The sequence below is a fragment of the Streptomyces sp. NBC_01352 genome, assembly GCF_036237295.1.
Taxonomy (GTDB): Bacteria; Actinomycetota; Actinomycetes; order Streptomycetales; family Streptomycetaceae; genus Streptomyces; species Streptomyces plumbiresistens.
The window spans coordinates 2,843,477-2,856,539 of sequence record NZ_CP108354.1; the positions used below are offsets into that span (position 1 = coordinate 2,843,477).

At 72.7% G+C, this 13,063-nt stretch carries 9 protein-coding genes; 3 read left to right on the forward strand and 6 right to left on the reverse strand.

Going from position 1 to position 13,063, the window contains the following annotated elements; genetic code table 11:
• Nucleotides 1–3: 3 nt before the first annotated feature.
• The 3 genes from OG252_RS13480 to OG252_RS13490 form a co-directional block, all read right to left on the reverse strand.
• On the reverse strand, nucleotides 4–1,245 hold the full coding sequence (locus tag OG252_RS13480; RefSeq protein ID WP_329345134.1) for an SAV2148 family HEPN domain-containing protein: 1,242 nt from the start codon (nucleotides 1,243–1,245) through the stop codon (nucleotides 4–6).
• A gap of 102 nt (nucleotides 1,246–1,347) precedes the next feature.
• Nucleotides 1,348–2,661 (reverse strand): copper amine oxidase, encoded by a 1,314-nt coding sequence (locus OG252_RS13485; RefSeq protein WP_329336219.1) that lies wholly within the window; start codon nucleotides 2,659–2,661, stop codon nucleotides 1,348–1,350.
• A 110-nt stretch (nucleotides 2,662–2,771) separates the two neighbouring features.
• Nucleotides 2,772–3,596 (reverse strand): Tat pathway signal sequence domain protein, encoded by an 825-nt coding sequence (locus OG252_RS13490; RefSeq protein WP_329336221.1) that lies wholly within the window; start codon nucleotides 3,594–3,596, stop codon nucleotides 2,772–2,774.
• A 194-nt stretch (nucleotides 3,597–3,790) separates the two neighbouring features.
• Between OG252_RS13490 and glgX the strand changes: the two genes are divergently transcribed.
• The 3 genes from glgX (at nucleotide 3,791) to OG252_RS13505 (ending at nucleotide 10,372) form a co-directional block, all read left to right on the forward strand.
• A complete protein-coding gene (gene glgX, locus OG252_RS13495) occupies nucleotides 3,791–5,908 on the forward strand; it encodes a glycogen debranching protein GlgX (RefSeq protein ID WP_266432251.1) in 2,118 nt (705 codons plus the stop codon).
• A gap of 102 nt (nucleotides 5,909–6,010) precedes the next feature.
• Nucleotides 6,011–8,359, forward strand: coding sequence for a malto-oligosyltrehalose synthase (treY, locus tag OG252_RS13500; protein WP_329336224.1), 2,349 nt, complete (start codon nucleotides 6,011–6,013; stop codon nucleotides 8,357–8,359).
• 762 nt (nucleotides 8,360–9,121) lie between these two features.
• On the forward strand, nucleotides 9,122–10,372 hold the full coding sequence (locus OG252_RS13505; RefSeq protein ID WP_329336226.1) for a M14 family zinc carboxypeptidase: 1,251 nt from the start codon (nucleotides 9,122–9,124) through the stop codon (nucleotides 10,370–10,372).
• 91 nt (nucleotides 10,373–10,463) lie between these two features.
• Here OG252_RS13505 and OG252_RS13510 read toward each other — a convergent pair whose 3' ends face one another.
• The 3 genes from OG252_RS13510 to OG252_RS13520 all read right to left on the reverse strand — a co-directional run bounded on the left by OG252_RS13510 (nucleotide 10,464) and on the right by OG252_RS13520 (nucleotide 12,988).
• The gene (locus tag OG252_RS13510) at nucleotides 10,464–10,883 is read right to left on the reverse strand and encodes an SSI family serine proteinase inhibitor (protein WP_266432258.1); all 420 of its coding nucleotides are present in this window, start codon (nucleotides 10,881–10,883) and stop codon (nucleotides 10,464–10,466) included.
• Entirely contained in the window at nucleotides 10,880–12,244 is a 1,365-nt protein-coding gene (locus tag OG252_RS13515) for a M14 family zinc carboxypeptidase (protein ID WP_329345135.1), read from the reverse strand. The genes OG252_RS13510 and OG252_RS13515 overlap by 4 nt, the downstream gene beginning before the upstream one ends.
• 192 nt (nucleotides 12,245–12,436) lie before the next feature.
• The gene (locus tag OG252_RS13520) at nucleotides 12,437–12,988 is read right to left on the reverse strand and encodes a DUF1707 and FHA domain-containing protein (RefSeq protein WP_266432261.1); all 552 of its coding nucleotides are present in this window, start codon (nucleotides 12,986–12,988) and stop codon (nucleotides 12,437–12,439) included.
• Nucleotides 12,989–13,063: the final 75 nt, after the last annotated feature.

Below are 13,063 nucleotides of genomic sequence, written 5' to 3' on the forward strand. Positions count from 1 at the left end.
AGTTCAGGACACCGGGCGCGAATCCGCCCAGGCCACCTCGAACTCCTCGCGATAGGTGGGGAAGAGACCGGCCTCATCGTCGACTTCGTCCGACTTGACCAGCTTGCTCCCGCCGCGCAGGACCAGGACCGGTGCCTCCATGCCCCGCGAGCGCCTGAGATAGGACTGCACCACGGCGACGCCGTCCGAGCCGTCGCCGTCGACGAGGTACGCCGTGAAGCGGGGCGTCTCGTCGTAGACCTGGATCTCGAAGGCCCCGGGGTCGCGCAGCTTGGAGCGCACCCGGCGCATGTGCAGGATGTTCATCTCGACCGCGCGGCTCATCTCGCCCCGCTTGATGCCGAGTTCGCGCTCGCGCCGCTTGACCGCGCTGGACGCCGGGTTCAGGAACAGCAGCCGTACCCGGCAGCCGGACTCGGCCAGGCGCACCAGGCGGCGGCCGGAGAAGTTCTGCACGAGCAGGTTGAGGCCGATGCCGACGGCGTCGAGCCGGCGGGCGCCGCCGAAGATGTCCTCGGCGGGGAACTGGCGCATCAGCCGCACCCGGTCGGAGTGCACGGCGACCACGTCTCCGTACCGGTCGCCCACGAGGTCCTCGACCGCGTCGACGCGCAGTCGGCGCGCGGAGGGCACGTCGCCGGCCGTGCCGAGGATCTCCAGCAGCCGGGACGAGGCCCGCTCGGCCTGGCCCAGGACGGCCTCGGACAGGGCCCGGTTGCGCGAGACGACGTTCCGGGTGACCTCCAGCTCGTCCAGGGCGAGTTCGACGTCCCGGCGCTCGTCGAAGTACGGCTCGAAGCACGGCCAGTGCTGCACCATCAGCTCACGCAGCTGGGGCAGGGTGAGGAAGCTGAGGACGTTGTCGTCCGCCGGGTCGAGCAAGTAGCCCTTGCGGCGGCTGACTTCGCGCACGGCGACCGCGCGCTGGACCCACTCCTGCCCGGCGGGACCGGCGGCGGCGACCACCCAGTCGTCGCCGTGGACGGGTTCGTAGATCGGGCGCAGCACGGCGGCCACGACCGCGCGCAGCCGCTGCTCGACGAGATTCAGCCAGATGTAGGCCCGCCCGGCTCGCTGGGCGCGCGTACGGACCTCGCGCCAGGCGTCGGCGTCCCAGTCCAGCTCCGGCCCGATGGCACCTACATCCATCGGCCGGGCCAGGGACACCGTGCCGGGCGGGACGTCTGTGGAGTGCCCCTCGTGACCCTCGTCACCAGGGGGCAGCTCCCGCCCTCCCGAGCCCACCCGCGCACCGCCTTCCGCTCCCCCGAGCACTACCCGTCTCAACGATCAAGGAAGGGTACTCCGGGAGCGGTGGGCGGTGCAGCCGGATGGACAGGTCGTTTCTCAACTACCGTTCACCGGAGCTCCGTTCTCACCGGCGAGGGCGGGCGGAGTGAGCGGATTCATAGCGGTGACGTCACGCGGGGCGATGGAGAAGCCCTGCCAGTGGACCGGCATGGGCTGCTGGTCCTCGTCCCGGGCTATGTGGTGGAAGCCGACGTTCACCCAGGCCACGGGGTGGGTGAGGGTCTGCCCGTTCACCCACTTGTCGACGGACTTGGGATGGGTCCGGGCGCAGCGCGGGTTGTTGCTGGCGAACAGCTCGCACTTGTTGTACTGGGTGAAGTACACGTCGTGCTGGGTGAAACTGCGGCCCGGGTAGCGGGTGGTGGGGCCGGGGACGATCTCGTACGAGCGCGCGTGCCCGTCCTTGTCCTTGCCGGTGGCGCTGACCATGCGCCACCAGCGGTACGCCTTGGCGTCGCCGGCGCGTTCCTTGGTGACCTTGGTGCGGGTGGTCTTGGTGGTCGGGGTCAGCCGGCCGCGGGTGGTGACGGCCGAGTCGTACTGCTCGACCCGGTTCTTGGTGGAGCCGTCGAGGGCGAAGTCGAGCCGCCAGAAGGCGTTGTGGCTGTGGCTGGTGGCCTTGCCCTTGGCGCCCTTGCCGATGGGCCAGCCGCGCCCGTCGCCCGCGTCGTAGTCGAACGGGGAGAGGCTGCCGGTCGCGCCGACGTTCATGTTGACCGTGCCGTCGTCCTGGAAGCGCCACTCGGTCATGTACTCGTACCAGCCGACCTGGTTGACCGTGTAGACGAGCAGGTCCTTGCCCTGGGCCTGGTAGACCTTGTTCCCGGAGTCGCTCTGCATGCGGTAGGCGTGGCCGCGGGAGCGCGTGGTGGTGCACAGGCCCTTGACGTTCGGGTTCTCACCCGGGTACTGGTCCGGGATCTTGACGGTCTTGATGGTGCCGCCGGGGCACTCGGCCGGCGCCAGCGGCATCAGGTCCTTGGCGAAGTCCTGGCCCGTCAGGTCGTCGTACTCCTCCTTCCCGTCGTCGTACGGGACGTGGATCTGGCCGAGCCGGGCGCTGTTGAGGACCTTGATCGGCTTGGGCTCGCCCTTGGGCTGGTAGGAGACGTCGTCCAGGACGAGGCCGGCCATGCCGTCGTAGCGCCAGCACATCCGCCAGGTCGTGCCGGTGGAGAGCTTCTGCTCGATGCGGTAGGCGGCGCTGCAGTCGGCGGCCGCCGCCGCGGCGGCTCTCGGCTGGGCGGCGGCCGGGCCCGTGCCGGTCGTCAGACCGGCGGCCAGCGCGGCCACGGCGAGGCCGAGGGCGGCCGGCCGCTTGCGGGCACGGCTGATGGTGTTCACACGCATGAAGAAGTGACTCCCTCGCAGGAGGTGCAGGTTCGAAAGGTGGACGAGGTCGGACGCGGGCCGGACGCAGGCCGGAGGAGCGTCGGCAGAATGTCGGAAGAAGGGCCGGCTCAGCGGTTGAGCTCAGCGACCTTGCGGGCGCTCAGGTCGATCACCAGGGACCTGGTGTCGATCCACGGCCCGTTCTTGACCTTCGGGAACAGCCGCACGCAGCGGTGCTCGCCGCACTTGTCCAGTGCGGCGGACTGGGCACCCGGCGCGGCCCGGTAGACGCCCCCGCTCAGCCGCAGCTGGTCCGGGGAGGTGAGTTCCTGGCCGGTGGCGTCCTTGTAGTCCGCCTTGAGGCCCGCGCCCAGCGGGTCGGCGATCAGGAGCCTCGCCGCCTCGATGGTCTCGGCACGGCTCGGCGGCGGCTGGACGCCCCGCTGCTCGCTGGTCCCCACGACCTTCCCGGAGTCGAGGTCGACCGTCTTGGTGACGAGGGTGTCGTCCCGGTAGTCGTAGAACGTCACGTCGGCGCGCCGGGGCGCGTCGGTGGCGTCGGCCTCGTCCGCTTCCGGTTCGGCGACGTCGACGGTGAGGCGCTGCGGGCCGCGCTCGCCCTCGACGTCCTCGGTGGCGTTGAACAGCTGCTGGTTCACCGCGATCCGCTCGACCCGCGCGATCTCGTCGTCGGTCAGCGGATCGCTGCCCTGGCCCTTGTCGCCCTCGGCCGGGGCCTGCTCGACGACACCGGGCGCCACGGCCGCGCCCTGCTCCTGGCCCTGGCCCTGTCCTGTCTCCTGCACGGACCGGCTGTCCGCCTGTCCGCCGTCCGTGTCGTCGGCCCCCGCCGAGCCCGGCAGCGTGATGCCGACCATCGCCGCGGTCGAGGCCACCGCGATGGCCGTACCGGCCACCACCTTGCCGAGATGGCGGCGCACTGTGTCGCGCACGTCTTCCCCCTGCTCCCCCAAGATCCCGGGAGTATGAATTTGCCCCACTGGTTCGGCATACCGGCCACGTGTGACGGGGTATGCACTGGTCGCCCGGTAAGAGGGACCCAAGTCATAGGTGGTTCCATCACTTTCGTGGACACTCGGGGCCAAGGCGCCCCCAGCGGCGCGGGACACCTGGAAGAGTCGTATCCATGCAGGTCTGGCCTGGAGAGGCGTATCCGCTCGGCGCCACGTACGACGGCGCCGGCACCAACTTCGCGGTCTTCTCGGAGGCCGCGGACCGAGTAGAGCTGTGTCTGCTGCACGACGACGGCTCGGAGACGGCGGTGGAACTGCGCGAGAGCGACGCGTTCGTACGGCACGCGTATCTGCCCGGCGTCATGCCGGGACAGCGGTACGGCTTCCGGGCGCACGGCCCGTACGCCCCCGAGCGCGGTCTGCGCTGCAACTCGGCGAAACTGCTGCTCGACCCGTACGCGCGCGCGATCAGCGGTTCGATCCACTGGGGCGAGGAGGTGTACGGCTACCACTTCGACGCGCCCGACCGGCGCAACGATCTGGACTCGGCGCCGCACATGATGGCGTCGGTCGTGGTCAACCCGTATTTCGACTGGGGCGACGACCGGCGGCCGCGCACCGAGTACCACCACACGGTGATCTACGAGGCGCACGTCAAGGGCCTCACGATGCGGCATCCGGGGCTCCCGGAGGAGCTTCGCGGCACCTATGCCGCGCTCGCGCACCCGGCGATCATCGAGCACCTCACCGAGCTGGGCGTCACGGCACTGGAGCTGATGCCCGTACACCAGTTCGTGAACGACCACCGGCTGGTCGACATGGGGCTGAACAACTACTGGGGCTACAACACCATCGGCTTCTTCGCCCCGCACAACGCGTACGCCTCCTGGGGCGACCGCGGCCAGCAGGTCCTGGAGTTCAAGTCGGCGGTGCGGGCGCTGCACGAGGCCGGTATCGAGGTCATCCTGGACGTGGTCTACAACCACACCGCCGAGGGCAACCACCTGGGCCCGACGCTGTCCTTCAAGGGCCTCGACAACCCGCAGTACTACCGGCTGGCGGACGACCCGCGCTACTACATGGACACCACGGGCACCGGGAACTCGCTGCTCATGCGGTCCCCGCACGTCCTTCAGCTGATCATGGACTCGCTGCGGTACTGGGTCACCGAGATGCACGTCGACGGGTTCCGCTTCGACCTCGCGGCCACCCTGGCCCGGCAGTTCCACGAGGTGGACCGGCTGTCGTCGTTCTTCGACCTGGTGCAGCAGGATCCTGTGGTCTCCCAGGTGAAGCTGATCGCCGAGCCCTGGGACGTCGGCGAGGGCGGCTACCAGGTGGGCAACTTCCCGCCGCTGTGGACCGAGTGGAACGGCATGTACCGCGACACCGTGCGGGACCTGTGGCGCGGCGAGCCGCGCACGCTGGCGGAGTTCGCGTCCCGGCTGACCGGCTCGTCCGACCTGTACCAGGACGACGGGCGGCGCCCGCTCGCCTCGATCAACTTCGTGACCTGCCACGACGGCTTCACCCTGAACGACCTGGTCTCGTACAACGAGAAACGCAACCACGCCAACGGCGAGGACAACCGGGACGGCGAGAGCCACAACCGGTCCTGGAACTGCGGGGCGGAGGGCGAGAGCGACGACCCGGCCGTGCTGGAGCTGCGGGCGAGGCAGAGGCGGAACTTCATCGCCACGCTGATGCTCTCCCAGGGCGTCCCGATGATCAGCCACGGCGACGAGGTCGCGCGCACCCAGCGCGGCAACAACAACGCGTACTGCCAGGACAGCGAGCTGGCCTGGGTGCGGTGGCCGGAAGCCGAGGGGCCCGAGCGTGAACTGCTGGACTTCACGCGCGCGATCGTGCGGCTGCGCAAGGAGCACCCCGTCTTCCGCCGACGGCGCTTCTTCCACGGGCGGCCCGTGGAGGGCACGCACGACGAGCTGTCGGACATCGCCTGGTTCACCCCCGAGGGCAAAGAGATGACCCAGCGGGACTGGGACCGCTCGCAGGCGTCGGCGCTCACGGTGTTCCTGAACGGCAACGCGATCTCCGAGCCGGGCGCGCGCGGGGAGCGGATCACCGACGACTCGTTCCTGCTGATGTTCAACGCCTCGCCGAAGACCCTGGAGTTCGTGGTGCCGGTCAACCACGGCCGGCAGTGGCAGGTCCTGGTCGACACCGCCCGCACGGACGGGGTGCCGCCGGGCACGGTCGCGAAGGTGCAGGCCGGGGACCGGCTGACGCTGGTGGACCGGAGCATGGTCGTGTTGCAGCGGCCGGTCTAGGAGGGCGTCACGCGCGCGCGTGTCTGTTGTCGGGCACGCGCGCGCGTGCGCACACGGAGTGTCGATGACACGAAAGGCGGCCGGGCGGGTACGTAGGTTTGCATGACACCTGAGCGATCTGACCCGGCGGTGCCGACGGCCACCTACCGGCTGCAGCTGCAGCCCGAGTTCCCGTTCGCGGCCGCGGAGGCGGCCGTGCCGTACCTGGCCTCGCTCGGCGTCTCGCATCTGCACCTGTCGCCCGTCCTGGAGGCCGTCCCGGGCTCGGCGCACGGCTACGACGTCGTGGACCACGCGCGCGTGCGCGAGGAACTCGGCGGCGAGGAGGGGCTGCGGGCGCTGGCGCGCACCGCGCGGGAGCACGGGCTCGGCCTGGTCGTGGACATCGTGCCCAACCACATGGCCATGGCCCCTCGGCACAACCGTGCCCTGTGGGAGGTCCTCCGGGAGGGCCCCAAGTCGCCGTACGCGCGCTGGTTCGACATCGACTGGGAGGCGCAGGGCGGCCAGGTGCTGCTGCCGGTGCTCGGGCACCCGCTCGGCTCGGAGATCGAGCATCTTGAGGTCGACGGGAAGCTGCTGCGCTACTACGACCACGTGTTCCCGCTGCGCGCGGGCACCGAGGAACTGCCGCTGCCGCAACTGCTGGACGCGCAGTGGTACCGGCCGGTGTGGTGGCGGCTGGCCCGTACGGAGCTCAACTACCGGCGCTTCTTCAGCATCTCGGAGCTCATCGGGGTCCGGGTCGAGGACCCGGAGGTGTTCGAGGCCACCCACGCCAAGATCCTGGCGCTGCTCCACGAGGGCGTGATCGACGGCCTGCGCATCGACCACCCCGACGGCCTCGCCGACCCCGACGCCTACCTGCTGCGGCTGCACGAGGCGACCGGCGGCCGCTGGACGGTCGTGGAGAAGATCCTGTCGGACGGTGAGCCGCTGCCGGCCTCCTGGCCCGTCTCGGGCACCACCGGCTACGACGCCCTGCGGCACGTCGACGGCCTCTTCGCGGATCCGGCGGGGGCCGGGGAACTCCTCGGCCAGTACCGGCGGTTCGCGGCCCCGCAGACGGACCGGGGCGGGGACTGGGAGGCGACCGTGCGGCGGGCGGCGTACAAGGTCCTCACGCACGAGCTGGCGACGGAGACCGACCGGCTGACCCGGGTGGCGAGCCGCCTGTGCGCCCTGTCGCCGGAGCCGGCGCTGCGCGACCGTGCGCCCTGGGCGCTGCGTACCGCGCTCCAGGAGCTCCTCGTCCGCCTGGAGGTCTACCGTCCGTACGCCTCCGGGGACGCGGCCCGGATCGTCACCGAGGAGGCCGCGGCCGAGGCCCGGCTCGCCTTCGTCGTCCCCGAGGAGGCGGGCGCGGTCGACGTCGTGCGCGACCTGGTGCTCGGCCGGTACGGCGACGGGCCCGCGTTCGTGGAGTTCCAGGCCCGGTTCGCGCAGACCTCGTCGGCGCTGCGCGCCAAGTCCGTGGAGGACACGGCGTTCTACCGCTATGTGCCGCTGCTGTCGGCGACCGAGGTGGGCGGGAACCCGGGCAGGCCCGCCGTCCTGCCGGAGGACTTCCACGCCTACTGCGCGCGCGTGCAGCGCGACTGGCCGGTCTCCGGGACGGTGGTGTCGACCCACGACACCAAGCGCAGCGCCGACGTACGGGCGGCCCTGGCGGTGCTCACCGAGTGTCCGCAGCGCTGGGCCGACGTCCTGGCCGAGGTCACACGCACCGGCGAGGGCGTGCCGGACGCGCAGCTGGCGTGGGCGGCCTGGCAGACGGTGTTCGGGCTGGGGCGGGCGGACGCCGAGCGCGTCCAGGAGGCCCTGCTCAAACATGTGCGCGAGGCCGGCCTGTACACGAGCTGGACGGAGCAGGAGCCCGCGTACGAGGAGGCGGTGGCGGCGTTCGTCGCGGCGGGGCCGTGCGGGGCACCGGGGGAGCAGGTGACCGCCTTCCGGAGCCTGCTGGAGCCCCACATCCACGCCAACCTGCTCGGCACGGCCCTGGTCCACCTGACGATGCCGGGGGTGCCGGACCTCTACCAGGGCACGGAGAGCGAGTACCGCGCCCTGGTCGACCCGGACAACCGCCGGCCCGTGCCATTCCCCCCGGAGCATCCCGGCGCCAAGGAGTCGCTGACCCGGGCGGCGCTGGGCCTGCGCGCCCGCCGCCCCGACGTCTTCGGCGACTCGGCGACCTACGCGCCCTTGGCCGCCGAGGGCCCGGCGGCGGCCCACTGCGTGGCGTTCACGCGCTCGGGAGCGGTCCTCACGGCCGCGACCCGGTTGTCGCTGCGGCTGGCGGAGGCGGGCGGCTGGCGGGACACCCTGCTGCCGTTGCCGCCGGGCCGGTGGGCGGACGTTCTGGCTCCGGAACGGGAGTTCACGGGGCACGCGCGCGTGGCGGAGCTTTTCGAGGGGCTGCCGGTGGCGTTGCTGGAGCGGGTGGGCTGAGTCGGGCGAGTGGGGCCGGCGGCGGGGGCGTGCGCCGCTCGGAGCGCACCGCGACCTCGCCCTCGCGACCAGCGTGCGCCCGCGCGCGCTCCCGGGGCTTGTGCCGGGTAGGCGGCGTGTGGTGGCGAGTGGCGGGGGGGGCGCCGGGCGCGCTGGGGCCCTGTGGGCCGAGTCGGGCGAGAGCGCCGATGAAGGGGGCGTGCGCCACCCGGCCCGCACCGCCGCCCCGTCCTCACGACCGGCGTGCGCCCGCGCGCTCCCCGGGCTCGTGCCAGGTAGGCGGCGTGTGGTGGCGAGTGGCGGGGCGCCGGGCGCGCTGGGGCCCTGTGGGCCGAGTCGGGCGAGAGGGCCGATGGAGGGGGCGTGTGCCGCCCGGCCCGCACCGCCGCCCCGTCCTCACGACCGGCGTGCGCCCGCGCGCGCTCCCGGGGCTCGTGGCGGAGGGACGGCGTGTGGTGGCGAGCAGTGGCGATTGGCGGGGCGTCGGCCGCCGAGGGGCTCGACGACGGCGTACACGCGCAAGGACGCACGGCAATCGGTGCGGAGTACCCGGTTCCGGCCGGGTGCGGGCCGCGGCGGGGGGTGGGTTCCGAGGCCCGCGCCCCGGCGGGCCGGGCGCCCGCGACCCCGCCGACAGGTACGGCTCCACCTGCTGCCGGCAAATGCATCTGGGCGCCCCCTGGAGCCTCCCCCGTGCCGTCCTTGACACGTCAACGGGAGCGTGGGGTACTGCGATGGCGAAGCCGGGCGGACGTGACGGGGGTGAGTCTCCTGCCGGAGCTGCGCTACCCCACGGTGACCGAACTGGTCGCGTCCGCACGGGCGTTGGCCGCCCACCGGCCCGGCGTGTGCGCGCTGAGACAGGTGGGCGCCTCTCGGGCGGGCAGGCCCCTGCACCTGCTGTCCATGGGCCACGCCCGCCGTGCCGTGCTGGTGGTCGCCGGGGCCCACTCCAATGAGCCGACCGGCGGCGCCACGCTCCTCGCGGTCGCCGAACGGGTGCTGAACGACCGGGAGTTACGCACCGACACGTCCTGGCACTTCCTGCTGTGCGCCGATCCCGACGGGGCGAGCCTGCATGTCACCCCGGCGCCGCGCAGCCTGTTCGACTACCACCTCGGGTTCTTCCGGCCCGCGGGACCGGAGCAGCCGGAGTGGTCTCCCTCCGTGCTGCCGCCCGACCGGCTGCCGCCCGAGACACGCGCCCTGACCGGCGTCATCGACGAACTGCGCCCCTACCTCCAGGTGACGCTGCACGGGACCGACCTGGGCGGCAGCTGGGTCCAGTTGACGAAGGACGTCCCGGGTCTCGCCGAGCCGTTCGCCAAGTCCGCGGCGGAGCTGAACATCCCGGTGGAGACGGGCGCCTCGGACGCCGCGGGCTGGCCCGCCACCGGACCCGGCGTGCACGTCATGCCGTCGCCGGGCGCGGGTGCGGCGTACCCGAGCATGCCGGACGACGCACGGCACAGCACCTGGTACCACGCCCACCGGTACGGCGGTCTGACCGCTGTCGTCGAGGTGCCGATGTGGGCGAGCGACCTGGTGGACGACCCGGCGCCGCACCCGGCGCCGGCCGCGGCGCTGCGGCAGCTGGCGGGCCGGCTGCTGCGGGACTCGCGGGCGGTGGAGGAGGTGCTGGCCGACGCGCTGCCCCGTCTGCAGGGGGACGACGGGCCCCTGATGAGGGCGGCCAAGTGGGGGCTCGAGCTGGTGCCGGGGCTGGCCGCGGACTGGGTCCACACCCCGCCCGCCGACAACACCAGGGCGTACGTCGGCAGCGTGGACGCCTTCGCGCGCCGGGTGCCGCTGCGGGCGGCGGCCATGCTGCTTCGGGTGCTCCAGGAGACCGACGACCCTGCGGCACCGCGGCTCGAGAGGCTCGTCGCGACCTGGAGCCACGCCTTCGCGGAACGCTTCCGGGCCCGCTGGGTGCCCTTGGAGCACCAGGTCGAGCACCAGTCCCGCACGGTCGTCGCGGCGGCGCTGCACGCACGCGACCTGACGGCGTGAACAGCCGTACGGGATCCGTGGCCACGCGCGCGTGAGGAGCGGCCGTACGGGGTGCGCCACGCGCGCGTGCAGCGCCTCACCCCGTGCGGCGTCAGCCGTCCAGCGCGAAGACCGCCCCCGTGCGTGCCCCCAGGACGCACATGCTGGAGAAGGTCTCCTCATACTCGACAGGCCGCCCCTGCCACTCTCCGCGCGCGTGGGCGGTCACCGGCGCGTAGATCATCGGGCAGTACACCTCCCGGGTCGGGACGGCACCGATGTCGCCGCCGGCCGTCTCGAGTTGCGCGCAGGCCTCGGCGGCGCGCCCGTGGCCCTGGGGCGGGTCGCACAGCAGCAGGGTGCCGCGGGTGCCGCTGGAGCGGGTGTCGCCCGTGGTGAGCGTGACGAAGAGCCAGTCGCCCCGGGCGGACTCCTGGGAGGTCGCCTGCGCCGGGGCGGCGGTGGCGAGGAGGAGGGCGGCCGCCGCGAGCAGGCCGCCCCGTACCGCTGTCGTCGTGGTCGTGTACGTCATTCCCGATGCATCGGCACGGCGGGCTCGGAACCCCACCCCGACTCACCCGAACGGGAGCGGGCGGGCGCGTGCCGGCCGGCGAGCTCGAACGCGGCGAGTACGACCCGCGACTGGTACTCCACCTGGCGCGCGACCGGGATCCAGCGCGCCCCGCAGCCGTCGCGGTAGTCGGCGCACCACTCGTCGACCAGCCGGTCCAGCTCCGGCAGGGCGCCGGCCGGGTCGGTGCCGGAGCGGGTCACGAGCTGGTGCAGCAGCCCCGCCGTCCGCAGGGCGAGGCGTCGTCCGGCGATGCGCAGAGCGGTCAGGTGGGCGGTGCTGAGGGGCGGCAGCGGGCGCTCGCCCGCGGCGATGTCGGGGTCCCACGCGTCGGCGAGGCCGGGGCAGACCAGTAAATAGTCCTCGACCGGGGCGAGCAGGCGGGCCGCGTCGGGGTTGGCGGCGAGGTGGGGCCGGATCCGGGCGAGGATCCGATCCAGGAGGTGCGCGTCGTGGCGCAGGGTGTGGCTGACGGCGCGCAGCACCGCGGCGGCGTCGGCGGGCGGTGTGCCGTCCTCCACGGCGGCCACGCCCCACATCGGCGCCTCGACGACGGCGGTCACCGTGCCGTGCCGGTGCGGGTGGAACCAGGTGGACTCGACGGCGGCCTCGGTGATCGCGGCGGCCAGGTCGGTCGGCCTGGGCGGGGGTATTCGGTAGACGGCGGGACCGAGATTCGGCCAGTACAGGGTGTCGTACGGGCCGAGTTCGCGCGGTATGCCGAGGCGGGCCGCGGTGTGCGCGACGCGCTGCGCGAGGCCGGGCAGGTCGCGGGTGAGCTCGACGAAGCCGCCGCCGACGTCCACGCCGTGCAGGGAGCACTGGAAGAAGGGCCGCAGTTCGTCCTGGAGGTCGAGCAGGGCCCGGGTCTCGGGCAGTACCGCGTCGGCCGCGCCGTCGGGCAGCCATTCGGGCTGTTCCAGGAAGCCGGGCCGGAAGAAGTTCCGGAAGTAGTGGCCAAGGGTGTACGGACCGCTCAGCCAGCGCTCGTTGCGGCGCAGGCCGTCGGGGTCGAGGCAGAGCAGCAGGTTCCAGGTGGCGTCGGCGCCCACGGTGAGGCTGGGGTCGGCCAGGGCCCGCTCGGCCAGCCGGAGGACGGTGGCGCCGCCCACGGGTTCGTTGGCGTGCGGTCCCGCCACGACGAGGGCCTGGCGGCTGCCGTGACCGACGGAGAGGAGCCACATGGGGGTACCCGCGCGGGAGACGCCCGCCCGGCGCAGTCGGGAGTCCTCGGGGTGGCGGGCGACGAGGGCGGCCGCCCGGGCGCCGAGTTCGTCGACGGTCGGGTAGCGGAGGAGTGGCGGCAGGGCACACCTCCACATGTGGTGCCGTCGGTTCACCTGATGTGCATGGTGTACGCACAGTCAGTCACGACTTGACGGGTACGTCAACACCATGAAGAGCAAAGGGACTTGAGGCACAGCAGTGCGTCAACCATGGGCCAGAGCTAAGCGTTGGCTCAGTGAACTCGACGGACTCCGCGGACTCGGCCGCACTCGGCGGACCCGGCGGACTCAGTCGGTCGCGAGCCGGAAAGCCATCCGCCCGAACCCGATCTGGTCGCCCTCGCGGACGACGGCCGCGCCGATGACCCGCCGCCCGTTCACCGTCGTGCCGTTGGTCGAGCCGAGGTCGCGCAGCACCCACATGCCGCCCTGGCGGCTGAGTTCGGCGTGCACCCGGGACACCGTCTCGTGGGTCAGGCGCAGCCCGTTGGCGGGGTCACGGCCGATACGCAGGGCGTGCCCGGCGCCGGGGTGCGGCAGCAGCAGCTTGGGCAGCCGCTCGGCCTGCCAGGCCCTGCGCAGCCGTACGGTGAAACCGGAGACCGCCTCGACGGTGCCGAACACCAGGCGCGAGAGACGGTTCTCCGTGGGCAGGTCGGCGGTGAGCACCGCGAGCTCGTCGGAGCGGCGGGCCAGGAGGGCCAGTTCCATCCGCCGCACGAAGGTGTCGTGCGAGAGCCGGCCCATCGCGACGCCGTCACGGAGCACCTGCAGCGCCTTGTCGCGCTCCGCGTCGGACAGCCGCGCGGGGTACGTGTTGAACTCGAAGGACGACGTCACGTTCGTGATTGTCGGACAGGGGACGCCGGGTGTCCAGAAAACGCGGAAACGGCCGCCACGCGCGCGCACCTGGCG

Bases quoted from the DNA above. Each gene is read 5' to 3' on its own strand.
- OG252_RS13485 (WP_329336219.1), bottom strand. From the start codon at position 2,661: ATGCGTGTGAACACCATCAGCCGTGCCCGCAAGCGGCCGGCCGCCCTC.
- glgX (WP_266432251.1), top strand. From the start codon at position 3,791: ATGCAGGTCTGGCCTGGAGAGGCGTATCCGCTCGGCGCCACGTACGAC.
- treY (WP_329336224.1), top strand. From the start codon at position 6,011: ATGACACCTGAGCGATCTGACCCGGCGGTGCCGACGGCCACCTACCGG.
- OG252_RS13510 (WP_266432258.1), bottom strand. From the start codon at position 10,883: ATGACGTACACGACCACGACGACAGCGGTACGGGGCGGCCTGCTCGCG.
- OG252_RS13515 (WP_329345135.1), bottom strand. From the start codon at position 12,244: ATGTGGAGGTGTGCCCTGCCGCCACTCCTCCGCTACCCGACCGTCGAC.